Source organism: Martinezella tropici (assembly GCF_003287875.1).
Taxonomy (GTDB): domain Bacteria; phylum Pseudomonadota; class Alphaproteobacteria; order Rhizobiales; family Rhizobiaceae; genus Rhizobium; species Rhizobium tropici_C.
This window is the reverse complement of the sequence record NZ_QMKK01000011.1, coordinates 1-25,867: the sequence shown is the minus strand read 5'-3', so window position 1 is coordinate 25,867 and position 25,867 is coordinate 1. Positions and strand designations below refer to the sequence as shown.

24 protein-coding genes, 1 tRNA gene and 6 pseudogenes are annotated in these 25,867 nt (G+C 57.7%); 14 read left to right on the top strand and 17 right to left on the bottom strand.

The window, feature by feature from the left end:
• Positions 1 to 36: 36 nt before the first annotated feature.
• From DQ393_RS00270 to rplU, 7 genes are all read right to left on the bottom strand, one after another.
• A complete protein-coding gene (locus tag DQ393_RS00270) occupies positions 37 to 1,320 on the bottom strand; it encodes a glutamate-5-semialdehyde dehydrogenase (RefSeq protein WP_112339936.1) in 1,284 nt (427 codons plus the stop codon).
• A complete protein-coding gene (gene proB, locus DQ393_RS00265) occupies positions 1,313 to 2,482 on the bottom strand; it encodes a glutamate 5-kinase (protein WP_112339831.1) in 1,170 nt (389 codons plus the stop codon). The genes DQ393_RS00270 and proB overlap by 8 nt, the downstream gene beginning before the upstream one ends.
• Positions 2,479 to 3,585 carry a GTPase ObgE gene (gene obgE, locus DQ393_RS00260; protein ID WP_112339830.1) on the bottom strand — a complete coding sequence of 369 codons (1,107 nt, stop codon included), beginning with the start codon at positions 3,583 to 3,585 and terminating at the stop codon, positions 2,479 to 2,481. Before obgE ends, proB begins: the two co-directional genes overlap by 4 nt.
• Positions 3,586 to 3,853: 268 nt before the next feature.
• Positions 3,854 to 4,441 carry a GNAT family N-acetyltransferase gene (locus DQ393_RS00255; RefSeq protein WP_112339829.1) on the bottom strand — a complete coding sequence of 196 codons (588 nt, stop codon included), beginning with the start codon at positions 4,439 to 4,441 and terminating at the stop codon, positions 3,854 to 3,856.
• Entirely contained in the window at positions 4,438 to 5,073 is a 636-nt protein-coding gene (locus tag DQ393_RS00250; RefSeq protein ID WP_112339828.1) for a GNAT family N-acetyltransferase, read from the bottom strand. Before DQ393_RS00250 ends, DQ393_RS00255 begins: the two co-directional genes overlap by 4 nt.
• A 129-nt stretch (positions 5,074 to 5,202) precedes the next feature.
• Positions 5,203 to 5,472 carry a 50S ribosomal protein L27 gene (rpmA, locus tag DQ393_RS00245; protein WP_112339827.1) on the bottom strand — a complete coding sequence of 90 codons (270 nt, stop codon included), beginning with the start codon at positions 5,470 to 5,472 and terminating at the stop codon, positions 5,203 to 5,205.
• A 32-nt stretch (positions 5,473 to 5,504) separates the two neighbouring features.
• Complete coding sequence (gene rplU, locus DQ393_RS00240) at positions 5,505 to 5,822, bottom strand: 50S ribosomal protein L21 (protein ID WP_028753733.1); 318 nt, start codon at positions 5,820 to 5,822, stop codon at positions 5,505 to 5,507.
• A 306-nt stretch (positions 5,823 to 6,128) separates the two neighbouring features.
• Between rplU and DQ393_RS00235 the strand changes: the two genes are divergently transcribed.
• Both DQ393_RS00235 and DQ393_RS00230 read left to right on the top strand, forming a co-directional pair.
• A tRNA-Ser gene (locus DQ393_RS00235) sits at positions 6,129 to 6,218 on the top strand.
• A 216-nt stretch (positions 6,219 to 6,434) separates the two neighbouring features.
• Positions 6,435 to 7,229, top strand: coding sequence for a hypothetical protein (locus tag DQ393_RS00230; RefSeq protein WP_112339826.1), 795 nt, complete (start codon positions 6,435 to 6,437; stop codon positions 7,227 to 7,229).
• Positions 7,230 to 7,244: 15 nt separating this feature from the next.
• Here the strand turns inward: DQ393_RS00230 and DQ393_RS00225 are convergent, their stop codons facing one another.
• From DQ393_RS00225 to DQ393_RS00215, 3 genes are all read right to left on the bottom strand, one after another.
• Positions 7,245 to 7,712 carry a hypothetical protein gene (locus DQ393_RS00225; RefSeq protein ID WP_112339825.1) on the bottom strand — a complete coding sequence of 156 codons (468 nt, stop codon included), beginning with the start codon at positions 7,710 to 7,712 and terminating at the stop codon, positions 7,245 to 7,247.
• A 187-nt stretch (positions 7,713 to 7,899) separates the two neighbouring features.
• Positions 7,900 to 10,443 (bottom strand): S8 family peptidase, encoded by a 2,544-nt coding sequence (locus DQ393_RS00220; RefSeq protein WP_112339824.1) that lies wholly within the window; start codon positions 10,441 to 10,443, stop codon positions 7,900 to 7,902.
• Positions 10,444 to 10,494: 51 nt separating this feature from the next.
• Entirely contained in the window at positions 10,495 to 11,505 is a 1,011-nt protein-coding gene (locus tag DQ393_RS00215; RefSeq protein WP_112339823.1) for an AAA family ATPase, read from the bottom strand.
• A gap of 221 nt (positions 11,506 to 11,726) precedes the next feature.
• Between DQ393_RS00215 and DQ393_RS00210 the strand changes: the two are divergent.
• Positions 11,727 to 11,972 (top strand): annotated as a pseudogene (locus DQ393_RS00210) (site-specific integrase); the annotation flags it as partial.
• 17 nt (positions 11,973 to 11,989) lie between these two features.
• Here the strand turns inward: DQ393_RS00210 and DQ393_RS33730 are convergent.
• Positions 11,990 to 13,249 carry an integrase core domain-containing protein gene (locus DQ393_RS33730; RefSeq protein WP_245430219.1) on the bottom strand — a complete coding sequence of 420 codons (1,260 nt, stop codon included), beginning with the start codon at positions 13,247 to 13,249 and terminating at the stop codon, positions 11,990 to 11,992.
• Positions 13,250 to 13,427: 178 nt separating this feature from the next.
• Here DQ393_RS33730 and DQ393_RS33725 point away from each other — a divergent pair.
• Positions 13,428 to 13,820: pseudogene (locus DQ393_RS33725) on the top strand (site-specific integrase); the annotation flags it as partial.
• 260 nt (positions 13,821 to 14,080) lie between these two features.
• On the opposite strand, the pseudogene DQ393_RS34260 reads toward DQ393_RS33725, so the two are convergent.
• A pseudogene (locus DQ393_RS34260) lies at positions 14,081 to 14,359 on the bottom strand (HipA N-terminal domain-containing protein); the annotation flags it as partial.
• Positions 14,356 to 14,627 (bottom strand): annotated as a pseudogene (locus DQ393_RS00190) (helix-turn-helix domain-containing protein). The pseudogenes DQ393_RS34260 and DQ393_RS00190, both read right to left, overlap by 4 nt.
• A 525-nt stretch (positions 14,628 to 15,152) precedes the next feature.
• Here DQ393_RS00190 and DQ393_RS00185 point away from each other — a divergent pair.
• Positions 15,153 to 15,497: a hypothetical protein gene (locus DQ393_RS00185; RefSeq protein ID WP_112339822.1), complete on the top strand. Its 345-nt coding sequence runs from the start codon at positions 15,153 to 15,155 to the stop codon at positions 15,495 to 15,497.
• A gap of 87 nt (positions 15,498 to 15,584) precedes the next feature.
• Here DQ393_RS00185 and DQ393_RS33720 read toward each other — a convergent pair whose 3' ends face one another.
• On the bottom strand, positions 15,585 to 15,803 hold the full coding sequence (locus DQ393_RS33720; RefSeq protein WP_112339821.1) for a hypothetical protein: 219 nt from the start codon (positions 15,801 to 15,803) through the stop codon (positions 15,585 to 15,587).
• A 387-nt stretch (positions 15,804 to 16,190) separates the two neighbouring features.
• Between DQ393_RS33720 and DQ393_RS00175 the strand changes: the two are divergent.
• Positions 16,191 to 16,582: pseudogene (locus tag DQ393_RS00175) on the top strand (mobile mystery protein A); the annotation flags it as partial.
• A 47-nt stretch (positions 16,583 to 16,629) separates the two neighbouring features.
• Positions 16,630 to 17,226: pseudogene (locus DQ393_RS33715) on the top strand (mobile mystery protein B).
• On the opposite strand, the gene DQ393_RS33710 reads toward DQ393_RS33715, so the two are convergent.
• From DQ393_RS33710 to DQ393_RS00155, 3 genes are all read right to left on the bottom strand, one after another.
• Positions 17,170 to 17,445, bottom strand: coding sequence for a hypothetical protein (locus tag DQ393_RS33710; protein ID WP_245430227.1), 276 nt, complete (start codon positions 17,443 to 17,445; stop codon positions 17,170 to 17,172). The pseudogene DQ393_RS33715 and the gene DQ393_RS33710 overlap by 57 nt on opposite strands.
• A gap of 95 nt (positions 17,446 to 17,540) precedes the next feature.
• A complete protein-coding gene (locus tag DQ393_RS00160) occupies positions 17,541 to 17,936 on the bottom strand; it encodes a cupin domain-containing protein (protein ID WP_112339820.1) in 396 nt (131 codons plus the stop codon).
• Positions 17,937 to 18,172: 236 nt separating this feature from the next.
• On the bottom strand, positions 18,173 to 19,093 hold the full coding sequence (locus DQ393_RS00155) for an alpha/beta fold hydrolase (RefSeq protein ID WP_112339819.1): 921 nt from the start codon (positions 19,091 to 19,093) through the stop codon (positions 18,173 to 18,175).
• 156 nt (positions 19,094 to 19,249) lie between these two features.
• On the opposite strand from DQ393_RS00155, the gene DQ393_RS00150 reads away from it, so the two are divergent.
• The 7 genes from DQ393_RS00150 to DQ393_RS00120 form a co-directional block, all read left to right on the top strand.
• The gene (locus DQ393_RS00150) at positions 19,250 to 19,717 is read left to right on the top strand and encodes a winged helix-turn-helix transcriptional regulator (protein WP_112339818.1); all 468 of its coding nucleotides are present in this window, start codon (positions 19,250 to 19,252) and stop codon (positions 19,715 to 19,717) included.
• A gap of 388 nt (positions 19,718 to 20,105) precedes the next feature.
• The gene (locus tag DQ393_RS00145; RefSeq protein WP_112339935.1) at positions 20,106 to 21,035 is read left to right on the top strand and encodes a substrate-binding domain-containing protein; all 930 of its coding nucleotides are present in this window, start codon (positions 20,106 to 20,108) and stop codon (positions 21,033 to 21,035) included.
• A 14-nt stretch (positions 21,036 to 21,049) separates the two neighbouring features.
• Positions 21,050 to 23,194, top strand: coding sequence for a methyl-accepting chemotaxis protein (locus DQ393_RS00140; protein ID WP_112339817.1), 2,145 nt, complete (start codon positions 21,050 to 21,052; stop codon positions 23,192 to 23,194).
• Positions 23,195 to 23,440: 246 nt separating this feature from the next.
• The gene (locus tag DQ393_RS33145; RefSeq protein WP_145645485.1) at positions 23,441 to 23,656 is read left to right on the top strand and encodes a hypothetical protein; all 216 of its coding nucleotides are present in this window, start codon (positions 23,441 to 23,443) and stop codon (positions 23,654 to 23,656) included.
• Positions 23,657 to 23,688: 32 nt separating this feature from the next.
• On the top strand, positions 23,689 to 24,372 hold the full coding sequence (locus DQ393_RS00130; protein WP_112339816.1) for a DUF746 domain-containing protein: 684 nt from the start codon (positions 23,689 to 23,691) through the stop codon (positions 24,370 to 24,372).
• 23 nt (positions 24,373 to 24,395) lie between these two features.
• Positions 24,396 to 24,608 carry a hypothetical protein gene (locus DQ393_RS00125; protein ID WP_112339815.1) on the top strand — a complete coding sequence of 71 codons (213 nt, stop codon included), beginning with the start codon at positions 24,396 to 24,398 and terminating at the stop codon, positions 24,606 to 24,608.
• Between the two features lie 561 nt (positions 24,609 to 25,169).
• On the top strand, positions 25,170 to 25,867 hold a 698-nt coding region (locus DQ393_RS00120; protein ID WP_245430223.1), incomplete at its 3' end, for a filamentous hemagglutinin N-terminal domain-containing protein.

Here is a 25,867-nt window from a genome sequence, read left to right as displayed (position 1 = left end):
CGCAGATAGCGTTGATCGACCTCTTCCTTCAGCACGTCAGGGCCGTATCTGTCCGGTGCCGCGAACGCGATATTTGAAAGAGGTGAGCTGCTCGACGCCAACAGGCCCGCGCGCGTGCATCTTGCCGGTGGCGATGCCGATTTCAGCACCCATGCCGAATTCGCCGCCATCGGCAAATTGCGTCGAGGCGTTGTGCAGCAGGATCGCCGAATCGATCTCGGTGAAGAAGCGTTCGACAACACGAGGATCTTCGGCAATCACGGCTTCGGTATGGTTCGACGAATATTTGCCGATATGGTCGATTGCTCCGGAAATGCCATCGACCAGCGCGACGGAGATGATCGCGGCCAGATACTCCGTCGTCCAATCCTCTTCCGTTGCCGCTTTGAGGCCGGGAACGACCTGCAGGACATCGGTGGAGCCACGGATTTCGCAGCCTGCCGCGGCAAGGCCGTCGAGCAGCGGCTTCAGATGGGTGGAGGCAACCTTCTTGTCGACCAGCAACGTTTCGGCGGCACCGCAAATGCCGGTGCGGCGCATCTTGGCGTTGACGACGATGGATTTCGCCATGTCGAGATCAGCCGACGCATCGATGTAGATATGACAAAGGCCCTCAAGATGGGCAAAGACCGGCACGCGCGCCTCGGTCTGCACGCGTCCGACCAAGCTCTTGCCGCCGCGCGGGACAATGACGTCGATATTGCCTTCGAGGCCGCGCAACATGGCGCCGACGGCGGCGCGATCGCTGACGGGCACGAGTTGGATAGCATGTTCCGGCAAGCCGGCAGCCTTCAATCCTTCGACCAGGCACTCATGGATCGCCTGCGAGGAGCGGCGCGAGTCGCTGCCGCAACGCAGGATCACGGCATTGCCGGCCTTCAGGCACAGTGCGCCGGCGTCGGCGGTCACGTTCGGTCGGCTTTCGAAGATGACGCCGATGACGCCAAGCGGCGTGCGGACGCGCTCGATCTTCAGGCCGTTGGGGCGGTCCCAGGCGGCAATGACTTCGCCGACGGGATCGGCGAGGGCAGCAATGGCGCGGATGCCTTCGGCCATCTCGGCGACGCGCTTGTCGTTCAGCGTCAGGCGATCGACGAAGGAGGCGAGCATATCGGTGCCTTCGACGTCTTTCAGGTCCTTGGCGTTCTCAGAGAGGATATGATCCTTTCGGGCCAGAATGGCATCCGCCATGGCATTCAGGGCCTTGTTCTTGCTTTCAGTCGACGCGAAGGCCAACGGTCGCGACGCAGCCCGGGCCTTGCGGCCGATATCATTCATCAGCGCATCGATGTCGGGGCTTTGTGCGACAGTATCAAGCATGAGCTTCATCCTTCTTCGATTTCTCGGCCTTCGTCTTGACGGAAGCGGTCATGACGAGGTCGTCGCGATGCACCATGGCGGCGCGGCCGGCATAGCCGAGGATCGCCTCGATCTCAGCCGATTTGCGGCCGGTAATCTGGCGGGCCTCTTCGGCGTCGTAGCCGACAAGGCCGCGGGCGATCTCGCGGCCGGAGGGCCCGATGACGGCAACGGTATCACCGCGGCCGAAATGGCCGACGACGCGGCGCACACCGGCGGGCAGCAGGCTCTTGCCGGCGCCAAGCGCGGTCACCGCGCCATCGTCGACATGCAATTCACCCGCCGGCTGCAGCTGACCGGCAATCCAGGTCTTGCGAGCGGTAACGGGTGTGCCTGACGGCGCGAACCAGGAGGAGCGGGCGCCGCTTTCGATCGCGTTCAGCGGCCGGTCGGTCTTGCCCGATGCGATGATCATGGCGCATCCGGCGCCGGTTGCGATCTTGCCCGCGTCGATTTTCGTGCGCATGCCGCCGCGCGAAAGTTCCGAGGCGGCACCGCCGGCCATGGCCTCGATCTCGGGCGTGATCTCGGCGATCGTATCGAGGAATTTCGCCTGGGGATCGAGATGCGGCGGGGCGGTGTAGAGGCCGTCAATATCCGACAGCAGCACCAAAAGATCGGCGCCGGTCATGGTGGCGACGCGGGCGGCGAGGCGATCATTGTCGCCATAGCGGATTTCGCTGGTCGCGACCGTATCGTTCTCGTTGATGATCGGCACCGCGCCGATCTTCAGGAGCTGGTTGATGGTGGCGCGGGCGTTAAGATAACGGCGACGCTCTTCAGTGTCGCCGAGCGTCAGCAGGATCTGGCCGGCGACGATATTGTCATGCGACAGGCTTTCCGACCAGGCGCGGGCCAGCGAAATCTGCCCAACCGCCGCCGCTGCCTGGCTCTCCTCCAGCTTCAGCGCTCCGGAGGGCAGGTCGAGCACGGAACGGCCGAGCGCGATCGCGCCCGAGGAAACCACCAGCACATCGATGCCCTTAGCTTTCAGTGCGGCGATATCCGCACACATGCCGTCGAGCCAGGATTTCTTCAAGCCGGTCTTGCGATCGACGAGAAGGGCAGAGCCGATCTTGATGACGATGCGGCGGTAGCGATCAAGCGGCTTGCGGGCAGTCATCCCTGATGATCCCCGTCGTCACTACGGCGATCATCCTCGCCCGCATCGTCGGAAAGCTGCATGTCTCGGTGCCGCAGCTTCGGCGTTTTCGCGGGCTTATCCGCTTCGCCGGCATTGGCTTCGACAATCACGTCGCGCAGCGCGCGCAACACTTCCGTCATGCCGCGTCCGGTGGCGGCGGAAATCTGGAAGGGCGTCTTACCGCAGGCCCGCGCCAGCTCGCGCGTCTTCTTCTTCAGCGTTTCCTCGTCCAGCACGTCGATCTGCGAGAGGGCGACGATTTCCGGCTTGTCCGTGATGTCGTTGCCATAGGCTTCCAGCTCATGCTTCACGGTCTTGTAGGCCTTGCCGACCTTCTCTTCCTGGGCGGAGACAAGATGCAACAGCACGCGGGTGCGCTCGACATGGCCGAGGAAGCGGTCGCCGATGCCGACGCCCTCATGGGCGCCTTCGATCAGGCCGGGAATGTCAGCCAGAATGAATTCCTGGCCGTCGATGGTGGCAACGCCGAGATTAGGGTGCAGCGTCGTGAAGGGATAGTTGGCGATCTTCGGCCGCGCGCGGCTGACGGCTGCAAGGAAGGTCGATTTCCCGGCATTCGGCAGACCGACGAGGCCGGCATCGGCGATCAGCTTCAGCCGCAGCCAAAGGGTCTTTTCTTCGCCCGGGAGGCCTGGATTGGCCCAGTCCGGCGCCTGATTGACCGAGGATTTGAAATAGGCATTGCCGAAGCCGCCATTGCCGCCGGCGGCCAGGCGGAAGCGTTGGCCCTCTTCCGTCAGATCGCAGATCAGCGTTTCCTGGTCTTCTTCGAAAATCTGCGTTCCCACCGGCACTTTCAGCGTCACGTCATCGCCCTTGGCGCCGGCGCGGTTCTTGCCCATGCCGTGCATGCCGACCTTCGCCTTGAAGTGCTGCTGGTAGCGGAAATCGATCAACGTATTCAGGCCGTTGACGGCCTCGACCCAGACATCGCCGCCGCGGCCGCCATCGCCGCCATCCGGGCCGCCGAACTCGATGAATTTCTCGCGGCGGAAGGAGACGCTGCCTGCGCCACCATCGCCCGAGCGAATATAGACTTTTGCTTCATCGAGAAATTTCATCTTACGTCCGTCACCCGGTGTCGGCGCATATCCCTTCGGATCGAATGGGATTCACAAAAGCCTATGCGCTCTTTTCAATATCTGCCGCTCTTTCTGCATCCAAAAGACACATCGGGCGGCCGTTTGCCCGTCATGTCGCCTTCGATATAGGCGCTTCGGGCTGAGGTCAAAGAATATCGTGCGGTTCCAGTGCCATAAAGAGGCGGAACTTCATGATTGGTATGACAGTCATCGCCGGACGAGCCGGCGATGACCTGTTCTCAGGGCCTTAGGCCGCCTGCGAGAGCCGCAGCGCGCCCGGCTTCAGCACGGTTTCGATATGCGGAACCATGGTGTTGCGGGCAAAGCTGTAGATCTCCGAGCAATCGGTGATCTCGAAGCCGAGCTTCTGCTGCAGCTTGAGCGATGCCGGATTGTCGGCGAAGACGCCGGAATGAACGGCGACTTCGGGCATGCGGCGGGCAAAACGTTCGAGCGAAGCCTTGACTGCTTCGGTCATGATACCTTGCCGCCAGTAGAAGCGGTTCAGCCAGTAACCGAGGTGCCAGCGGCCGTGGCGAAGCTCGATGCCGACACAGCCGATATGGGCATCATCCCGCTCGGAGATGGCGAGCTGCCAATCGACACCGAGGCCGGAGGTGTGCTCGATCAGCCAGTCGAGCGCATCCTGCCGGTCATAGGGCGCGGGAATGCGGGCCAGCATGCGGGTGACGGCGAAATCCGAAAGCGATTCCGCAATCATATCGGCGTCGCTGAGCCGGTGCGGGCGCAGCGTCAGTCGGCCGGTCTGGATGACCGGCGTCGGCCCGGGCATTAGGGTCCGGGCATCGCGGCGGGTGAGGGCGAGAGCGTTCATCTCATGCCTCCCCAGCTGCGCAGCGAGATCCAGGTCTTGCGGTCGAGCCTGTACCATTCAACCGGCACGGTGCTGCCAAGCGCCAGCGACGCGGCAAGGCCGGATCCCTGGAACTGGAAGCCGCACTTCTGCACGACGCGCCTGGAGGCGACGTTCGTCACCCGGCAGCGGGCATCGATCTGCGCGACGTTCTCACGCGTGCGGAAGACCATGTCGATGAGGGCATGGGCCGCTTCCGTGGTGTAGCCCTGGTTCCAGTAGGGCTCGCCCAACCAGTAACCGATCTCGACCGTATTCGGATCGCCAGTGGGCTCGACCCCGCAGCAACCGAGAAAGGCGCCATTGTCGGCTTTGGTAATGGCATAGACGCACTTGCCAATCTCGCCAAGCTTCGTGCGTCGCACGAAATCGGCGGCATCGGCGTTCGTATACGGGTGCGGCATACGCGATACCATTGTGGCGACATTGGCGTTGTTGGCGAGATGGGCAAGGGCGTCGATGTCTTCTTCGTGGGGCGCGCGCAGAACGAGCCTTTCCGACAGTAAGACAGGGCAATCGGTCCTTAATCTATCCGGCCTCAGCCGTTCTTCGGGAGACCTCGATTGGCCTTCCCTTAACAATTCGCCTTGCATGGTTCAGTCCTCCTTGGTTGAGGGTAAAGAAAAAGGGGAGATGGCGCCCCATCTCCCCTGTTTTCTGGACTGAACCTGATGCGGTCAGCCGGGTCGATGAGACGCCGGCTGTTTTAGAGCGCTACCGGCTTATTCCGCTGCTTCCGCTTTCGGCATTACAGACACGTACACGCGGCCGTTGGCCTTCGTACGGTAATTCACGTTGCCCGCCGTAAGCGCAAAAATCGTGTGATCCTTGCCGAGGCCGACATTGGCGCCCGGATGCCACTGCGTACCGCGCTGACGCACGATAATGTTACCTGCGATGACGGCTTCGCCGCCGAACTTCTTCACGCCAAGGCGCTTGGATTCGGAATCGCGACCGTTGCGCGAGGAACCGCCAGCTTTTTTGTGTGCCATTGGAGTTCTCCTTTAAACCTTGATCCCGTTACTTACTTGGCAGCCACGATGTCCGTAATGCGGACAACCGTGTGATGCTGGCGATGGCCGCGCGAACGCTTCGAGTTCTGACGACGGCGCTTCTTGAAGGCGATGACCTTCTTGCCGCGGTTGTGCTCGACCACTTCGGCCTTGACGGAGGCGCCCTTGACGAAGGGAGCACCAATCGCAGCGTCGGCGCCTTCGCCGATAACGAGGACTTCGGTGAATTCTACGGTGTCGCCGGCGGTGACTTCGAGCTTCTCGATGGTCAGCACGTCGTTGGCTGCCACACGGTACTGCTTACCGCCGGTCTTGATGACTGCGAACATTTTTTATCCTTTCATGTTCGTTCCGGCTCTCTCGCCCAAAGGACGAGCGGCCGTCTTTTTATCAGTCGAAACTTAGCAGGGATTCCAAAGGCTTGAGCCCTCAAAAAATTCTGCCGGTGAAACCCTGCGCGAAGCAGGGTGAGAAAGGCGCGGACTTATCCACACCTATTGCGTCGCACGGGATATATAAGCGCCCCTGATCTGTCAAGGCGAAAGGATGAAAAGCTTTCATATTCGCCCTTGCCATCCTCCTCTTCTGTCGCTATGAGACAGCCCGCGCTGAAAAACGCGCCGACCAGCATAACCGGAGAGGTGGCAGAGTGGTCGAATGCACCGCACTCGAAATGCGGCATACCTGCAAGGGTATCGTGGGTTCAAATCCCACCCTCTCCGCCATTTTGGGCCTGGGTTACCCCGCACTATACGAATCCGTTGAAGCTAGTTAGAGCCAGCGCTGAACTATGCTTTCGATAGTTCATCCACACCCCCGGCACTTCCATTTCGCCGAACGATGTCGTGCGATAGAGGCTGCCGTCTCACCGAAGTTCACCTAGGCACGAATCGAACAACGATTTAGATCTTGATTGAACTGATAGGAGCGGAGCCCATGCAATGAGCAAGCCTACCGACAGGCGCATTTCCTATATGGACGGAGTGGCGCTGGGGGCGTTTATTTCCACTCTGGTATTTCTGGTGGCATTCACGATGATCGATTTTCATTTGAAAGACGACGACTGGGTGAGCTTCTTCGGAAATATCGTAGTCGCACTTTTTTCGATTGGGGCAGCTCTTTTTGCACTCCAGGGGAACAAAGCTCAAATCCGTCAAGCATACGAGATCGAGGAAGAGCGACGGCAGCGATCGTTGGCTGCCGCGCGAGCGGTGTTACCTGCGATACTCTCCGAACTTTGCTTGATAGCCCTGAATAACATGAGGTTGAGGTTTGCGGAGGGGCACCAGCCTGTAGGCTATGAGTTACCTCCTGCAGTGGTATTCCAGACTGTGCCAGACCACTGCATTTCAGTTTTGAAGGAGGTAATTGAAAATGCAGACCTTATTTCACAAGAGAGATTGAGCAACCTTCTTAGGCACTTCCAGGTCTTTCAGGCGAGGCGCACGGGAACGGAGGCGGCTATCATCCTCCCCCACGTCGCAGAATTGTCATTGCCTGCTTATTCCGCAATATCCGAGGTAATTGGATGGGCCGTCGTATACGCCATGACGACCAGCGCTTTTGGATTTGCGCGGGGGACGCAAGCCGCCATTCCCAGCGCGGTTGAAGTTCCAGAGGTTCGAAATGCGTTCTTTTCCGCGGGTGTTGTCCTTGAAATCTATCCGAACCTCGAGCAGATCCTTGCCCTGCGTGCTGAAGAAGGTCGACTAGAGCTTAATTGGGCTCGCCAATAGATATTCTGCAGACAGCTAGCCCTTAGCTGTCAGTGCTTGGAATATTGGCTGGAACGATATGATTGCGATGATGCCGGCAACGGAGACAAGCCATATTGCATAAAAGATAGTCGCCACTTTCGACCCCAAATCCTCCCTTAACCATTTCACCTCGCTATAAAGAAGCATCAATGGAATTGTCACAAGGCAAACTCCCATCGGGAATGCAAAGACTAGCGTGCTCACATAAAGGGGCCAATAATACCAGTTAGGCCACCTTAGTGATTCTGTAATAAATTGAGGATTAACGTTTATCCAAACGAAGAGACCCCAGATAAATCCAAATCTTGTGATCATTCCTAGGTAATCTGAAACTAACTTTGCATTATTGAACCTTTTTGCTGCTTCTCCTGTGAATAAAACTTTACAGAATCCTAGGAAGTCGACTTTTTCCTTAATGTCGAGTGTAGATTCCGGATGTTTCAAAGCGGCTGAGTTTTCCATAATTAAATCTCGTGGTCGAAATTGCCGAGGCATCATTAGGCATAGAAGATTGCTGAATTGCTTCTTCGAGCGTTCGATTTCGACCGATTACAGGGAAAATGTAAGGCGGTCGCCCTAACGGGATTATTCTTGGCACTCCCTGCCGGGGCGCATCGTATATCGGTGTGAGCGCTCACCGGAGAGTATTCTAGTTAAGTGTAACTTCAATTTCCTTCGCGTTCACAAGGGCTGCGACGTCGGAATAGAGGTCGATGTTCTGGCCCGGAGCAGAGATCGAGATGACTAAAGCGTATCGGCCCGTATCGGTCATGCGCTTTTGCCCTGCGTGGGACTTCCACCAGCCCCCGACTGGATAGACGGCGATCGCGTCGTGCAGAGCCAAATCCGCTGCGTAGCCTCGCCACAGATCGCAATGCAACGATCCGGCCTGCACAGCTTTCGGTCCTAACAACCAATAGCTCTGCTCACTATCAGATTCCGTGCCGTCTGTTTGTTGACTTGCCGACACCCGGCTGCGGAAGTGTGCATCCGTCTCACCGCGCTTCTTCATATCGAAGCGAAGGCCGAAGGAGCGATAAGTGTCAGGTCGCGTGGCCGCTTTGCCGGTGAGGTTCGGTTCGATGAAGTAGGAGAGCGTCACTTTCATTGTGACAATCTCGTTTTCGAGCTGCTCCAGCGCTGTTTTCGGCCAGGGAAGGTCGTAGAAGTGCATCTCGTTGAAGACGCCGGTTCTACCGTCTGCACTGACGGCGAAAGGTTGGATCTCTGCCTGGGCAATCAACGTCGCATCGTTCTGCGCTGAGAGAATCGCTCGCTCTATATCAGGAACGCCATATCCAAATTCTCGAAGGTTTTTCTGCTTCTCTGCTTTGCTCCCGGTTTTCCAGTGCGCGCCGCGCCCAATGAAACGCTTACGAATAGGCTCTGGCCACCGAGCTGAGTCTACCGCCAGCGCGCGATGTGTTTCTGGCCATAGATCGGGCCTAGCGGATTGCAGGCGTCCAATAAAGTTGCCGGCCATGCCAGCTGCTGCGCTCGTCGCCCAAAAAGGCACCAGCGGCTCCCCAGTCACATCTGAACCCGTCGAGAGAAGCGATACCGCGGGGTCCCAGCCACAAAAGCCCGCTGCGTCAGATACCATGTTTCCCGCCTCGAAAAGGACTTCCGGCTTGATAGGCGTTAGGTCCTCAGGAAGCGATTGCGATCCCCGGCTGAACGGGCTGCGGTGGTTAGCCGGCACGGCAGGATTGAGTGCGGGTGGAGGTGTTGGCGCCTGTTCTTTTCGGGTGAACCCACCGACCGTTAGAGCGTTCCAGCTCTGCGAGGGATCTTCCAGCGACTGCGACGGAAGAACTTCAATCGCCATTCCACCGGACACGTTTCCGGTTGCCACGACCAGCAGACGCTTGGGGAGCTCAGCGGCGGGGACTTTACCATCCGCTTCACCAGGCATGGCGCCAGATGCGATCTGGTCGATCGCGCCGCTCCAGGTTGACGGTCGGCTTGAAGGGAAGTCCGTCGCGGACGTTGCGATGCAAAAGCTGCGAAGAATGCCCGGGCTTTCGATCTCGACTGAGCTGACTGCGCCCTGTGTAACTATGCCATAGCTTGGTGGCTCGGTCGGCGGAAAACCGTGCGGTGGCAGAAGCTTCATCGACTCCGCGCCGTGCGTCAGGACGACAGGTCGCATGTCACTCATGAGCGGCTCGAGATCGCCATATAGCACGAGTCCCACAAGTGGTGTTCCATGGCCGCCGTTCGGCTGGTGATCGTCTGGCCCCCAGGTTGCGTCATATGCCCACGCGCCACGAAGGCCAGGTGCGATCAGAGGATGCGCAGCGGCGACGCCGGTATCTAGGGTGCAGACGACGGGTGTCTCTTGCCCGGGTGCTGTGACACGTTGGGCAAGCTCTGCGACCCAATCATGCTGGCCAATGCCCGTCGCACCCCGATCAAGGAGCGGTTCAATAGTTCCTGTCGCCCGGCGAATTTCCGTAATGGCGCCTGGGACCATCGCCGCGAAGGTGAAAATCGTCGCCGCGGATGCGTGAAGAAAGAGCACCGTTGTATCGGGGAAGAGGAGCCGGTCTTCATGCGTGTCGATATTCGCATTGCGCGCTGCTGCAGCGATACGATCGGCCAGGGCGATCGGTTGGCGCACCCAAAGTTCCCACCAGAGAATATTCGGTGCATTCAGGTCCACCTTGCCGGTGAATAGCGAAGAAGCCTCTGACGCCCGGACTTCCTCGACGACTTCGAATCGTTCGACGTCCGGTCGGCGTTGATTGCCCGGAGCACGACCATATTCGGCTATTCGCCCTTGCAAAAAGGTTCGCGCATCGTCCGGCACGAAGAGCAAGGCACTCTCGGTGCGATCGTCATTACGTTGAGAACGAAGCACCATTACGTCCTGCGTCGGAAATTCGAGTGCAGCAGGAATTTTAACGGCTTTGGTGCGAGAATTTTCGGCCGGTGCGAGGGTCGTGATCTCGACAATCGTTCCTGGCTTCAACCCCTGAACCGCAAGGCGCGGATCGAAACTAGCCTGCGGCTGCTCTCCGAGAGCAGCGGCCAGTTGGCTCAGTAGCTGGGCAGCGTGTGCTGCATAATCATCACGGAGCGGTTTGCGCTCCTGATTTCGTGAGGGAAAAGTGTATGCCGCTGTGTCACGGAAGAGATCGATCAATATATGTGGACGATTTCTTGCGTCGAAATTACTAGACTCCGCCATAGGACCTGCTTGTGCAAGTGTGTTCCATTCAATCCGACCAGTGGAACCTGCCTAGTGGTCGAACTGACGACGAAACTTATACTTCAACGTCTGGCGGTTTTTCAAGGCGTTGTATAGCGCATCGGTTGAAACTTTCGATACGCCCTCAAGAATAGCGTCCTTAACAACTGCGTCGGTGGCCCTGACCAATTCGCCCTGGCTCAGACCTTCAAGCGCCGTCGCAAGTGCAGGCCAAGATTTGGCCGCGAACTTAAATTTACCCAGCCGTTGTTCGATGATTGCACGAGCAGATTCAGCATTGGGAAGAGTGTATTCAACCACTTCGTCAAAGCGCCGAGCCAAAGCCTCATCGAGGATTTCAACGTGGTTCGTCGCAGCTAGAACAAGGCTATCAGTCGAGTTCGGCTCTTCCATGAATGCCAGAACCGAGTTCAAAACACGACGTATCTCGCCGACATCATTTGGATCGCCACGGCGTGCGCCGATCGCGTCGAACTCGTCGAGTAAGTAAACTCCGCGGGTCTGCGCAATCTGGTCAAAGAGCAGACGCAATTTGCCGGCTGTTTCCCCGAAAAACCGGCTGAAAAGAGACTCCAGACGCACAGTAAAAAGTGGTAGGCGAAGTTCACCAGCCAACACCGAGGCCGTCATGGTCTTGCCAGTTCCAGGTGGACCGACAAGGAGCATATGCGTAGCGGGCGTCTGCCCATGCTCGCGTAAGGTCACACGCTCCTGTTGCTGTCGAACGATGCGCCTGAGACGGCCGGCGATGTCATCGGACAGCACCATGCTCGACAGCGTGACTTTAGGATAGGTGCTTTCGACAAGCCCCTGTAACTCGCCCCGCGGGCGGGCAAGCGGAATGGGGGTCTGACCACTCGCAGACTTACCGAGGCGTCGCTGGTCGCGGGCCTTCTGGACAAGCCGCTTGAGCTTATCGGCATCCTCTGGGCGCCCCTGGCGGGCCTCTTGGGCAGCGATCTGCAAGGCGATCGACAGAAGCTGATCTTCATCTCCGTCGATGTGCGAGTTAAGGAGCGCGAGAATTTGCTTCGTAGACATGCTCGCCTCCTTCGTGTTGAATCAAAGAAAGCGCAGAAACATTAAGTTTCCACGCCTATTTCCAGTTGAATATAGTATGATTCTTGTGTGATTCCTAGAGTCCGCGACTTGACTCGGTTAGAATCAATTGTGGAGAAGATTGCCGAATCTGCGCCGGGATAATCCTTGGTTCCCCTTCCGGGGCGTCCTACGCATGATCTTCAATATCGATTGGAGATTACATGGCGACAATTCGGAAGCTCAGAGGACGCTGGCAAGCACAGGTGCGTCGGCGCGGTATGAAACCCCGCTGCAAGTCATTCGATAGCAAGGTCGAAGCCGAGAAATGGGCACGCGATCTTGAGGCTCAGGTCGATCGCTTCGGTGCCGCGCCGGACACGAAGATCCTCGAAACGACAACGCTCGGTCAGCTTCTGGAGCGCTACCAGCTCGAAGTCTCGCCCATGAAGCGCGGCTCCGTTCAGGATGACCTGCCACTGAACTTTCATCCAACGGCGATTAGAGCCTCGGCGGTTTTGAATACGCCAAGTGGCGCGGTGTGAGCAACCGGCGGAAACGCGAAGCTTTCATCTTGCGCAGCGTTGGAGCCGGTTGCGGCGATGATCCCGGCGTAGCCTGCCGGGGTCTGATAACCGAGCGATGAGTGCGGCCGGAAATGGTTATAATCCTGCGCCCATTCGGAAATGGCGCTACGGGCGTGGCCGAGACCGAAGAACAGGCTCTCGTTCAGCAGCTCGTCGCGCATGCGGCCGTTGAAGGATTCGACGTAGCCGTTCTGCATCGGCTTTCCCGGCGCGATGTAGTGCCATTCGACCTTGTGCTCCTTCGACCACGCGAGGATGGCGTTCGAGGTGAACTCCGTGCATTGACCGTTCATCACCAGACAACTCTGAGCACATTCCGCAGCGTCGCTTGCGCGGATAGAAGAAATGTCGTCGCCGAAGAGATCCAAGCCGGTATAGACGGCGATCCGATTTGGGCGCTTCGTGAATTCTTCGATCGTTGAGAGTTTCGCTTGTGTCTGCGGCGTCGGCGTTGCGCTTACCGTTGTTTCTGTCGAGTGCGGCTGCTCCGGTGTCACCGGTTGCGTAGTTGATTCTGTTGTGCTCGTCGCGTTTGGGGCGGGCGGAGTTGTATCTGGTGCTGCCGACGCGCCGGCGGCAGAGGGCTTTAACGCATCGCCAGTTCGATTGAGCTTATAACGGTCAATCTCTTCTGGCGTGAAGACGTGCATGTCATTCGGCGGCGTCTTGAACATGACGCTCAACACGTCAACCGGAGTATCGAAGCGGTTGAGGACGTCAATGATGTCGGAAATCGTGAGCTGCGCTCCCACAAGGTCCGATGTATCAGAGGAAATCTGATGCACGCCGAGCTTGCCGTCAACTTTCCGCTCGATGCCGGCAAGAAACATATAAGCACATGCGGATAGGCATGCGCTGTCTTTCGGGATGTAGGTCGCGAGCTTTCGCTCATGAATATCATCCGCCATCAGCAGACCCATTTGCACGGCGCCGCCTGAGCTGTTCAAGGTAATAAGCTTAGCGCCGGGGGCTGCGTGAAGAGCCCGCCGGAAGTTGAGCGCTGAGCCGACGTCGATATCGCCGTTCATCACTATGACATCTGGCTTGGCGTCGTCCAAGACAAACGGACCAAAGACTTTCTCAGACGCGGCTGCAGGGCTGACCATTGTTGTTACACATAGCGCAGCGCTCAACGCGGCAGATCGAAGCAATTTATGCATGAACAAGCCCCCAGCCCAAGATTATCAAACTACATAGACCTCAAGCTGACAAGGTTGTTGTAGGCGCGAGGCTGTATATTCTGGATTGCGGTTAATGGACGACGCTCGTTCCGGGATAATCCTTGGCACCTCTCCAGGGGCATCCTACGCGTGATCTTCAATTTCGATTGGAGATGACATGGCAACGATCAGAAAGCTTAGGGGACGTTGGCAAGCGCAGGTGCGTCGTCGCGGAATGAAGCCCCGAGCAAAAAGCTTCGACAGCAAGGCCGACGCTGAGAAGTGGGCACGCGATCTAGAGATTCAGGTCGACCGCTTCGGTATCGCGCCGGACACGAAGATCCTCGAGACCATGACGCTCGGTCAGCTCTTGAAGCGCTACCAGCAAGAGGTTTCGCCAACGAAGCGCGGCTTTACTCAGGAAAGCCAGCGCATCGATGTCCTGCGGCGTCACGATATTTCCCATCGAACGCTGATCGGCCTGGCGCAACAAGACATCGTCTCCTTTCGCGATGAACGTCTCCGGGCTGTTGCGCCGTCGACAGCGCTAAGGCAGAAAGCTTCGTTCTCGACACTGCCTGCAAGCCGTTTTGAATCCGGCTTCAGAATATGGGTCGAGGGCGTCCCATCGACGGGAATGGAGATGGAGCTGCCCTCATCCACGAAAACCGGCAGCTTCTCTTGCACGCCCGCGAGAGACATGGAGACGCCGCGTTCGCCGACCAGGAAGGGTTTTGCGGGAAGCTCGTCCAGGATGCGCTCCAGTGCCGCCGCATCTGGCACGGGCTGCAGATGAATGCCCGGCTTGCGGGGTGCACCAATCGACAATGCGCCGGCGGTGTCCCGGCCGATATGGCCCAGCAGACCGACGATGTCCTGGGGAGACACTTTCAGCCGCTGGCCGATTTCGGCGAGGTGCGTTTCCGGGAGCAGATTGGCGAGCCAGGGCAGGAGCCTGTCGGCAGCGACGGGGCCCGAACGGAGCGGCATGGTCAGCGATGTCGGAAAGGCCGAGCGGCGCGCTTCCCAGCTCGGGTCATAGTCCAGCCGCCAATCGCCATCGAAGGTCAGGTGGCTGACAGGGAGGGCTTCGTAGAAGATCGTCGTCATCGACCGTCACCGAAGGTCGGTAGGAAGTCCAGGTCATCGTCAGGCGAGGTCGACGCGGCTTGGGCCGTCCTGAGATCGCCGATCTCGATGCCGACAGTGCGCGCTACGATCAACGACTTTTCAAGCTGGCGCTTGGCTTGCCGGATTCAAGCTCGACGATGAAGCGCTCACCCGTGCCGGACCGAGCGGCAAGCTCTGTCTGCGTCCAACCAAGCGCCTTGCGTTTCTCCCGGACGGCGGTGCCGAAATCGCGTGCGGATCTGAACATCGAGCATCGCCTGAGATGGCTTACCGTACAGGAAGATTTCTCGTAGATCAACGCGATCCTTACCGATCGGGAAGCGCGCGCAGACACGCTCTTCGGGAATTTCCGTGCTTCATCACGACGTCGAAAAATGAGATCCTTGAGATCCGGGTATCGCGGGCTTAATTGGCGGAGAGTCCCACCTTCTCCGCAATAAAAGTATGTATTATCATATATTTACGATGTTTATGCTTGCGATAGCCGTAGCGGGTTTTGCCTGTTTGCGATCACAATTGATCACAGGGCCACGCTGAAGGCGCCGCTCGGCGAATCTCTTTCTTGGAATTCAACTCAGATCTTGCATTGCCACGCATTGGCGATCAGGGGGATGCGGATTTAGGGTGTTGCGCATATGTTAAAGGAATCGAGTTTTTTTAACTTACTGAGTCGCACATGTTAAATCCGTCCTATCAGCTTCCTGATCTGACATCGCTTGGAGGGTTTGGAAACCATTGAAGTTTTCAAAGCGCTCGCCGCCGCGGAGGAGCAATGGGCAAACCGACAATCGTCCTGGCTGCAGCATTTTTGCTGGCCCCATTCACTGCACAGGCACAAAATACGCCCTGCAGCGGTCATAAGGGCGGCATCAACCATTGCCAAGGCAATACCTTCATCTGCAATGACGGATCTGTCAGTAGCAGCAAGAAATCCTGCCCAGCCTATACCGGAGGCCTCGGGATGGCCGCAGGCTTGCTGGGATCAGGCTCGACCGAAATGGCGCCGACGGAGACCGGCGACTGTTCCTGCGACAGCGGCAAATATTGCACCGGCCCTCGCGGCGGCCGCTTCTGCATGACCCATGAAGGAAAGAAGAGCTATATGCGGCACGATTGAGAGATTACGAAATCCAAGAGGAAAGCATAGTGGCAAACTCGGCAAGAGTGTTTTCCGGACTCCGATCGTCAGGCCACAGGGCCGACACTACCTTTTATCCGTTCTTACTTTTCGGTTTGCGGTTCGTCGTAAGCTCACGCCCATTGCGCGTGCGATGGTTCGCCAATCACGGCCGCCCATGCCTGGGATTCTCAAGAGTTCGGCGTTTTTGGAGCGCTGGAGGTCGTCCGGCGTCTCATAACCAAGCTGATGGAGTTCCGCGAGAAGGTACGGCTTCAGTTTCAAATCTGCGAGCTTTATGTCCATTACCTAATGGAACCCCGCGCGGCGGAAAAGTTCAATACGGTGAATTCTACAACAAGATTCACATTCGATCGCCATATCGCGGCCGGCGATAGTCCAGCCTGCGGTGCTCGAAGTAAAACCATTGCGCACCAAGCTTCATCACAAAATGCCATCGCCCGCCGGAACGGGCGCATTCTTACGATTACATGCCAAACGACACAAAGCTAGTAGGCGGCGGCGTTGCGTTGCGACCGCTAGGCACGGTTCTTCGCTGCGCTTCACGGTGGGCATTTGGCCGGTCCGATTAGTGATCAACCTATGGGCTGAGATGTCATTATATATCAGCCTTCAAGCTGATATATGAAAACAAGGATCAGTTTGTAGGCTGAAAGATGAAAGTGATACTCGAAAAGGGCTCGGCAGCGGCTCGATGAAAGACTTCGGGCGCTACAGCCAAGTGACCGGTTCAAGACATCGCCGAAGGGTTGGATACGAGCCCTTCGCGATGCCCTTGGCATGACGGTGCGCAGCTCAGCGCACGCATAGGAATCCGGCCGCAGACAGTTGAATCAATCGAAAAATCCGAAGCAGCTGGAACAATCCAGCTCAATACGTCGCGCCGTGCCGCTGAGGCATTAGATTGCACGCTCGTCTATGCTCTTGTCCCCAACACTTCGCTTGAGACCGTTGTCGAGGCGCGGGCGCGCAAGATCGCGATACGTGAACTCCAGCGTGTCGCCCACACGATGCGTTTGGAAGCTCAAGGCACGGATAATGCGGATTTCGAATCTCGTGTTTAGGCATATATCCGCAACAAGCTCGCTGAACGTGACCTCTGGAACGAGGCATGACAGATCTCTTTCAGGAACCTGAAGACGCTAGACCGCTCGAGCCGCAGGAGCGAGAGGGCTTGCTTCAGACGTGGATCACTCACCGACGCGACCTCAACGAGGCGGAGGAGGAAAATATCGTCGATGGTGCGGCTTGGGCGCTTGGCCGGCGGCGCTTGCCGCTCGAGCGGATGCTAAGCGAAGATTTCATGCGGATGCTTCATAAGCGGATGTTCGGTGACGTCTGGCAGTGCGCCGGCACGTTCCGAGCCACGTAACGCAATATTGGCATTCAAGCTTATCGCGTCGGAACTGAGCTCGCGAGCCTATTGAATGACGTTCGATATTGGATTGAGCATGAGACATTTCCCCCCGATGAAATAGCGGTCAGATTTCATCATCGCCTCGTCGCCATCCATCCGTTCCCGAACGGAAACGGTCGCCACGCGCGGCTGGCGGCCGACCTCCTAATCGAGCGCCTTGGCGGCTCGCTTTTCAGTTGGGGTGGCGGCAGTCTGGCCAATGTTGGCGAATTGCGAGCCCGCTACATCGCAGCGCTACGCGCCGCAGATAATCGTGATATCGCTCCGCTTATAGAATTCGCGCGCGGCTGATTGCAAAGATCCCAGTGCCCGTCCGTGTCGACGCGACTCTTCGGGACTGAGTCCTCGTCCGCCGTGCTCGCTGTGCCGGCGGGCCCATCTTTGCGGATCCGTCAGCACGATCAGAACTGAGTAGTTCTTGGCGGGGGAGTCCGAATTGCAGATCAGCACATTGAAGATGACTGCATCGAGAAACTTCAGGCGCTCGGCAGGCGAAACCAGACCGGACAAAGTCCAACATCATTTCCAGTGTCACGCCACATCCTGTTGAGGATCCCTTGTACTTCTGGCATGGGAAGCGGCGCAATTGGGAGCAGGGGGGAGCCTTAACCCTCGGGGAACCGATAGACCACCTCGCCAAAAGACCCGGTCGGAAACACGTAAAAGAACTTCAAATTAGCGGATGATTCATTGCGGATGCCGTGTTCGGCGTTGCCGGGGATGAAGACGGTCGTGCCTGGTTTGACCGTCGTTTCCTGGCCGTCGATCCGGACGATACCGGTTCCCTCGAAGATGAAGTAGATTTCCGATGGGTCGTGGCGATGCGGTTTGAGTTCGCCGCCGGGCGCAAGGTCGGCGATGCCGGCGCTCATGCTGTCGGTGGGGGTGATGTCGCTGCTGAGGAGCGTGTGCCAGGAGATGGAGCCGTGGACGGGGTCATTCCATCCGTCGCGCGGGCGTTCTTCGGCTGTGGTGATAACGGCTTGCGATCTCTTTGTCATTTTTCCTCGAAACGCTGGGTCAGCAACCAGCCGGAACGGTGTCACAGCCGTTGGGAATGTCAATTGAATGGTGCATCGAGTCAGTCGATATCGGCTATCGTTCGCCGAGTTTCGATGGCTTGTCGAAGCGCCATACGGCGAGGGGTGGTAGGCGTCGAGCTATGTCTTAATCGCCAGACGCGGGAAGGTCTCCCCGCTCCTGCGCTTTGCTTTGAATTCGATCTTGAACCGCGGGTTCAGGTTCGCCGCAGGAAGTCCACGATCAGGTTCGAGATGATTTCCGGGGCATCTTCGAAGCAGTAATGGCCGACGCCTGGGAGGCGCTCGATGGGAGCTGATGGGAATAGGGCGGAGAAGAGCGGCAGGAAATATTCGGCAAGCAGCGTTCGATCCGCCTCGCCCCAGATGGCGAGTGCCGGCTTGCTGCGGATGATGCGCTCGGCTGCCGGATCGGGCCTTTCGAATTCATGCGCGCCGGTCGCAAAGCCCTTGGCCCAGCCGAGCGCGCCGAGGCAATCGGCCTCCGTTGCGAAGGGTGCGCCATAGGCATCGAGCCAGGTGTCGGTGATGACGGCGTTGTTCTCGAAGCCGTTGAGCTTGAGCGTGCTGAGAATGTTGAAGCCGAGATTGTTGAGCACCGGTTCGAGCGTGCCGTCGGCTTCGGCCTTAATGATCCATTGAAACCAGGGCGATCGAGCGGCGTTCGCTACCGCCCGATCGACAGCATCCGGTTGGCCGAAGGATGTCGGCCCGTTTGCCGAGATGATGCGGCGGATGCGCTCGGGATGGCGGGCGGCGAAGGCCATGCCGACCGGTCCGCCGAAATCATGCATGACGAGGGTGATGTCGGTGAGGCCGAGCGCGAGCACGAAAGCCTCAAGATTGGCGATGTGATCCTGCAGCCAATAGCTGCGGCCAGCGGGCGTTTCGCTCTTGCCGAAGCCCATATGATCGGGAACGACGACGCGATGCGTGCGGCTCAGCGTCGAGATCAGATAGCGAAACAGATAGCCCCAGGTCGGCTCGCCATGCAGGCAGAGGATGATTTCGCCGTCGCCAGGCCCTTCGTCGACATAATGCATGCGGAAGCCGGGTGCTTTGGTGAAATGCGGTGCGAAGGGGTATGTGCCGGCGAAGGTCGCATCGGAAGGAATCACGGTCGCTCTCCTAATATGGTTTTAATTTGAAACCACGATCTCAATATCTCTTGTGGTTTTAGTTTGCAACCGATATGTTGAGATGGTGCTGCAGCTGTTTGCCTGCGTTCTTGAGGCAGCATCGGCACAGATGCGGAAGCAAGTGAGAAAGATCAGATGGCCAAGAGAGTAAGCCACAAGGATTCCCTCTGCGGGATAGCGCGGCCGCTGGATGCGATCGGCGACTGGTGGTCGCTCTTGATCATCCGCGATGCCTTCGATGGTCTGCGCCGGTTCGGCGAATTTCAGAAAAGCCTCGGCCTTGCCAAGAATATCCTCTCGGCTCGGCTGCGCAATCTCGTCGCCCATGGCATCATGGATACCGTGCCGGCTTCCGATGGTACCCCCTATCAGGAATATGTGCTGACGCAGAAGGGGCAGGGCTTGTTTCCGCTGCTGGTGGCACTTCGCCAATGGGGCGAGGATTTCTTCTTCGAGCCGGATGAGCCTCATGTGATGCTCGTCGACAGGGCGACGCATATGCCTGTGCGGCGGCTGGAATTGCGGGCGCAGGACGGGCGCATGCTTATGGCCGAGGATACGGTGGTCGTGGCGCCGCCGCTCGCCGCAGGTGAGCGCGAATAAGTTAGCCGTTCAAAATCTTTGCTCGCCCTTTAGCAGAGTTTGCTCGGCCGCCGGGCTCCCTCGGCGCGAAAACCAGGCGAAGCGTGTGTCTCTGATCTAGTCGACGATCTGCGAACCAAACTTCGCTAGAAAATGCTGAGGTGGGCATGAGGGGAGTTCAGTTCGAAGCGAAAATTCAATATCAGGATTTAGATGCATCCGCTGGTAGTTTTCGACAGTGAAAATACATGGAATGTAATATATTATCCCAGCTTCATTAATTAATGTGGTACTCCGGGCATTTATTTTATAATTATCGAATATTAAAGATCGAAAACCAAACAAAAAGTTCTTTAACCATATTCATATACGAATCCCACTCTCATCGAGCATCTTTTGAGAGGGGATGATGAACAAGGCCATACTTGCTGCAATAATCATGTCGATAGCAGCCTCGACTGCAAATGCCCAGACGATCGGCGTGGCCATGTCCGATCTCGATAAATTCCGAACCGCATTGCTCGACGGCATTGTCTCCCACGGAAAGACGATTTCGGGATTGAAGGTGGTCACCCAAACCGCCAAGGGCGACAATGAGCTGCAAAAGAAGCAAGTTCAACAGTTCATCGCGGACAAGGTCGACGCGATTATCGTTGCCGTTTCGGACGGTGACCTCGGCCCGCAAATGACGAAACTTGCCTCGGACGCCCATATTCCCCTCGTCTACATCAACAATGTGCCTTCCAATCTGTCGGACCTGCCCGAAACTCAGGCCGTCGTCGCGTCAGACGAGAAGGAATCAGGAACGCTACAGACGAAAGAAGTCTGCTCTCTGCTAAAGGGAAAGGGGCGCCTGGTGGTGTTGATGGGTGAACCCTTCCATGCGGCGGCGCGCGCCCGCACGCAGGATATCGATAACGTCCTCGCCACATCCGCCTGCAAGGATCTGCAGGTCGTCGAACGGCAGGCCGCCTATTGGTCGCGTGACTATGCCGATCAACAAATGCAGGAATGGCTGTCGGCGGGTGTGAAGTTTGATGCTGTGATTGCCAACAACGACGAAATGGCGCTCGGCGCAATCCGTGCGATGAAGCGCAATGGCATATCGATGAAAAACGTCGTTGTTGCTGGCATCGATGCAACCGACGATGCTTTGGCGGCAATGCAGGCTGGCGACCTGGCAGTCACTGTTCTTCAAAGCGCCTCTGGGCAGGGAGCAGCGGCGGTCGATGTGGCCATCAAACTTGCCAGCGGACAGAAGGTGTCACGGGAAAACAACGTGCCTTTCGAACTGGTGACGCCACAAAATATCACTAACTACCTGCCGAAGACCCAGTGACCGAGGGAAACACGATGTTACGTTTTTGGAATAAACTTGGCATCCGAGGCCAGATTACCGCGGGTTTCCTACCACTAATCTTGCTTATGAGCTTTCTTTCGATCAACGCCCTTTCCGGTATGGCTGGACTTTCCTCGATCTTCACGTCCTATCGCGGGACTGCGGGACAAAGCCTTGCCATTTCCCGCTACAGCGATGAACTTAGCGAGATCCAAAAGGCAGTGGAGGCCTTTCGATCGAGCCCGACGCAGGATGTGATTGATCGTTTTCATGCGGGCGTCAAGTCGTTTGCCGAGGACGATCCGCGCTTCGCCGGCAATGTTACGCTTCAAGCAGGTATGACGGCAATTCGTCAGGATGTCGGCGCCTACGGCGCAGCTTTTGAGCGGATCGTGACGCTACAGGCGAAGCGAGATTCCCTGATTTCCAAAGTCACGGAGTTTGGACCTTGGACCAGTATCGCGCTCAATGACGTGATGCGGAGCGCCTGGCGTCAGAACGACGTGGCGTTGCTGCATGCGACGGCTGCGACGCTCGAGGCCTTAAACCGCAGCCTCTATTTCTCTGAGCGATTCATCCATTCCGGCGACCTTGCCGCCTACGATAAGGCGCAGTCGGCCTTGAATGAAGCGATGGGGTTAAACGACGTGGCCGCGAAGGCGGCAAAGAATGAACTGCAGCACAAGCGTGTCATGGGTGCGGGGCAGCTCATGCAAAACTATACAAGCCGCCTTGGCGATGTTCGGGATGTCCTGCTGGCGACCAACAAGATCCGCGACAACGAACTCAATGTTCTCGCGCCGAAGATCGCCAAGGGCTTCGAGGATTTGCAAGCGTCCGTCATGGACACGCAAAAGACGCTCGATGGATCGGTTGATGCGACCGTCGCCGCCGCGAGTAGCTCTACGCTTGCGATTAGCGGAGTTCTGATCGTCATCGGTCTCGTTCTTGCCTATTTTATCGGGCAGCTGATTTCTTCCAACGTACGCAGCATGGCACGCTTGATGGAACGCCTGGCTCGTGGCGATGACACGATGACCATAAGCGGTACCGAACAACGTCACGAGCTCGGGGCGATGGCACGCTCATTGAAGGTCTTTCAGGAGACCGGGCGAGCCAAGCTCATTGCCGAAGCCACGGCCGAACGGGCACGCATCGCAGCCGAAGAAGACAGGCTTCGCCAAGAGGCCGAGCGGCTTGCCGATGCACAGGTGATGGAGCACGCGTTCCAACAGATTTCGCTGGGCCTGGATGCCCTGTCTAAGGGTGACCTGACCGCCAGGGTCGGTGACGTCGATGTCCGCTATGCCCGCATCCGGGATCACTTCAATAACTCGGTATCCAGTTTGGAGGAGGCTGTCGATTCCGTTATCGGCGCGGTTGCCACCATCAAGTCCGGCCTAGCCGAAATCTCGACGGCGTCCAACGATCTTGCGCGCCGCACGGAACAGCAAGCAGCCTCTCTCGAGGAGACCGTTGCGGCCTTGGGCGATGTGACGCGCGGTGTCAATGGAACTGCGGAGGGAGCAAGCCATGCTCAAAGCGCGATGGTCAATGCGCGCGCTAACGCAGAAAATGGTGGTGCGATTGTCGCCCGTGCGATCGCGGCAATGACCGAAATCCAAAACTCATCATCCCAGATCGGCAACATTATCGGTGTCATCGACGAGATCGCATTTCAGACCAACCTGCTGGCTCTGAATGCCGGCGTGGAGGCAGCTCGGGCCGGGGAAGCAGGCAAAGGTTTTGCCGTCGTTGCCCAGGAAGTGCGCGAGTTGGCACAGAGATCAGCAACGGCGGCCAGGGAGATCAAGTCGCTGATATCCATGTCCACGGATCAGGTGAAGACGGGCGTCCAGCTTGTCGGGGAATCCGGTACGTCGCTTTCCCACATCGTGGAGCAGGTAGGTGCCATGAGCTCGACGATTGCAGAGATTGCTGTCGCAGCGCGTGAACAGGCGGCAAGCCTGAGAGAAGTTTCAGCTGCGGGTGACCAGATGGATAAAGTCACCCAACAGAACGCGGCCATGGTGGAACAGACGACGGCGGCCGCGCAAAGCCTGACGCAGGAAACCGAAAATCTCGCGGACTTGGTGCATCGTTTCAAGACGCGCAGCACCGGCGTTTCTGAGATACGTCTTTATGCGATGGCATCATAAGTGAGTGAACTGTCCAACCTGTTTTGGTCGCAGATGTGTTGCGGCCTACCCTCGGGCTAGGCATTCTCGGCCAGAAATATCTGGATATCTGGCGCAATAGAGACTGCTTCTTCCGGGAGCCGACCCAAGAGTTTGACGATTGTCTCGACTGCCAGACGGGCTTCCAGGGTAAGCCCACGGTGAAGGCCGTCTTGCGATAGAGGGCTGCTGACTGCCACTCCTAGTGATAACACTAGGAGTGGTCATATGACGAAGCATCCAATTGAGGTTATCACGTCCGTAGAGCGCCGTCGTCGCTGGTCACGCGAAGAGAAGAATGTTGGTGTACGGCCGGAGCGGAATTGGCTCCGCTTTACGCTGAAAACAACAGGGTCGATGGTTCAGTCCTCCAAGAGCAAAATAATCATTCATGAAACCCGCTATTCAAATCGCACACAAAAACGAGAGTTTGTGGGGGTATAGACGGCGTCATAGCTGGCCGTTATGCTGGCGTAATGACCAACGCTGCGCCCCCGAAACGCACCTTCGATCCGATGCTGCCGCGAACGGGGCACTATCGGCCCATTCCCGAGACGGAAGACAAGGCCTTCAGTGTCTGGCTGCAGGGCCAGTTCGACGAGATCCTGTCTTTGTCCGAAGCGCCGCCACGTTGTCCGCATTGCCAAGGCGAAGGGACAGTCCTCAAGGCGCGTGCGTCACCTCCCAGGCCCGTTATACCCGTGTTCAGCTGTCAAACGTGCGAAATACATTTTCGCCGCACCACTGGGACACCGCTGTCAGGCCTCAAGTTTCGGAAGCTTAGCCTATTCGTCTGCCTCCTGTCGCAACAGCGGCCAGTCACCGAGGCAGCCGAGGCTATCGGTGTGAAGGCCGTCACGGTAAAGCGCTGGATCGAACGAACGCGTGAGTGGATCGTGCAGCTCGATCCGACCGGCCATTGGGACGCAAAGGTTCGGCTTGGCATGGAGATCCGTCCTGATATTCCATGCCCGAACTGCGGCGCAACAGATGGCATGCACTATCGCGGCTTTGATTCAGACACCGGCGATCGCCGGTTCCGTTGTGATGCCTGCGGGCGGTTTGCCCGTCTGTCAAACGTGCTGCGCGACCAAGAGCCAGGTTTCGTGCTCGAGCATCGTGTCGTGATGCGTCCGCCATCGACCCGCCGTAAGGTCTGATCTACCGCCGCGAAAGAAACGTGATGACTGACAATGACGAGCGCCCGGATGACACGGCGTTGCCACCGGAAGACAAGATGGGTGTTGCAGTTCCGAAAACCCCGGCCCACTCGCTCATGCTCTTGAACAGCTACATGCGGACCGACATGCTCCAGCACGTCCATTTGCGCCTCCATAAGATGAGGGATGCGGACGAGCCTGGCTCGCCGTTACATCATATGGCGAAAAGCCTCTAACAGGTTATCGACACCTGGGATGGGATTCATCTGTTCGAGTGTTTTACTCGCAACCGCTTCCACATCGATCCGAACTGCGAATTTCAGCCGGAGCATGACTATCTCCATGACATCAAGCTGATGAAGCATCACCTCAAATGCCATAGGAAAACGATCAAGGGGCTGGACCGCTGGCGCTGACCGCTCTTATGTAGGGTTTCTGTTCCGTTGCATCTACCCAAACTCCAATATCCGCTATGCGTGTTCCTATCCGCATTAAGCAAAGTCATTGGTGTAAAATTCACACAGGCTTTACCAAACTTACGCGAACTCCCCAAAGTTTACTCTCCATATCCGTGTAAAGATTGACGTTCGCTGCCAAGTCCATCAAGAGAAAGGATCAATATGTGCCGCATGACGCGGCCTGGGCGAGGCGAGAAGTAGGCTACATTTTCCGGCGAGAACCGCGGACGTGGCCTGGCCTCAAAAGGGCGAGAGCGTATCGTGGGCAAGCATCCAGGGCACGATTCCAGTAAATCGTTCAACGAGCGGACCGGAGCAAGCAGAGTCGTTCGGCGGCTGTTGCGCCTCGGACACCAATCGCTTGCTGTCACACTTAGCGCGCTCTTGTTTTTACAGCCGGCGATTGCCAATGCCCAGTCGGTATCGGCAAGCACCACGGCACCTGCCGCTAATCAGCCGGGTGTCGGAGCCGCCCCGAATGGCGTACCGCTAATCGATATCGTCACACCGAACGCCAGTGGTCTCTCGCATAACAAGTACGACAGCTTCAATGTCGGCACACAAGGGCTTATCCTCAACAACTTCAAGGGTGAAGTGGGCACGTCGAACTTGGGCGGCGCGACACCCGGCAACCCAAACCTCAACGCCTCCAACCCGGCTTCCGTCATTCTCAACGAAGTCACGTCAGGCAATCGCTCGGCGTTGAACGGACCGACTGAAGTGTTCGGGGGCCGGGCAGACGTCATCATTGCGAACCAGAACGGCGTGACCTGCAACGGCTGCGGCTTCATCAACACGCCACATGCGACGCTGACGACGGGTGTTCCGAATATTGGCGCCGACGGCAGCCTGTCAGGCTTCACCGTCAATGGCGGCGACGTCACCTTCGAAGGGGCAGGCGGAAACTTCGCGGCCGCCCCCGGCGCCGTCGACCTGTTCGACGTCGTTGCCCGCAATATCCATGTCAATGCGCCGGTCTACGGCAAGACCATCCGCCTGACGGGCGGCGCCAGCCAATACAATTATGCCACCGGCGA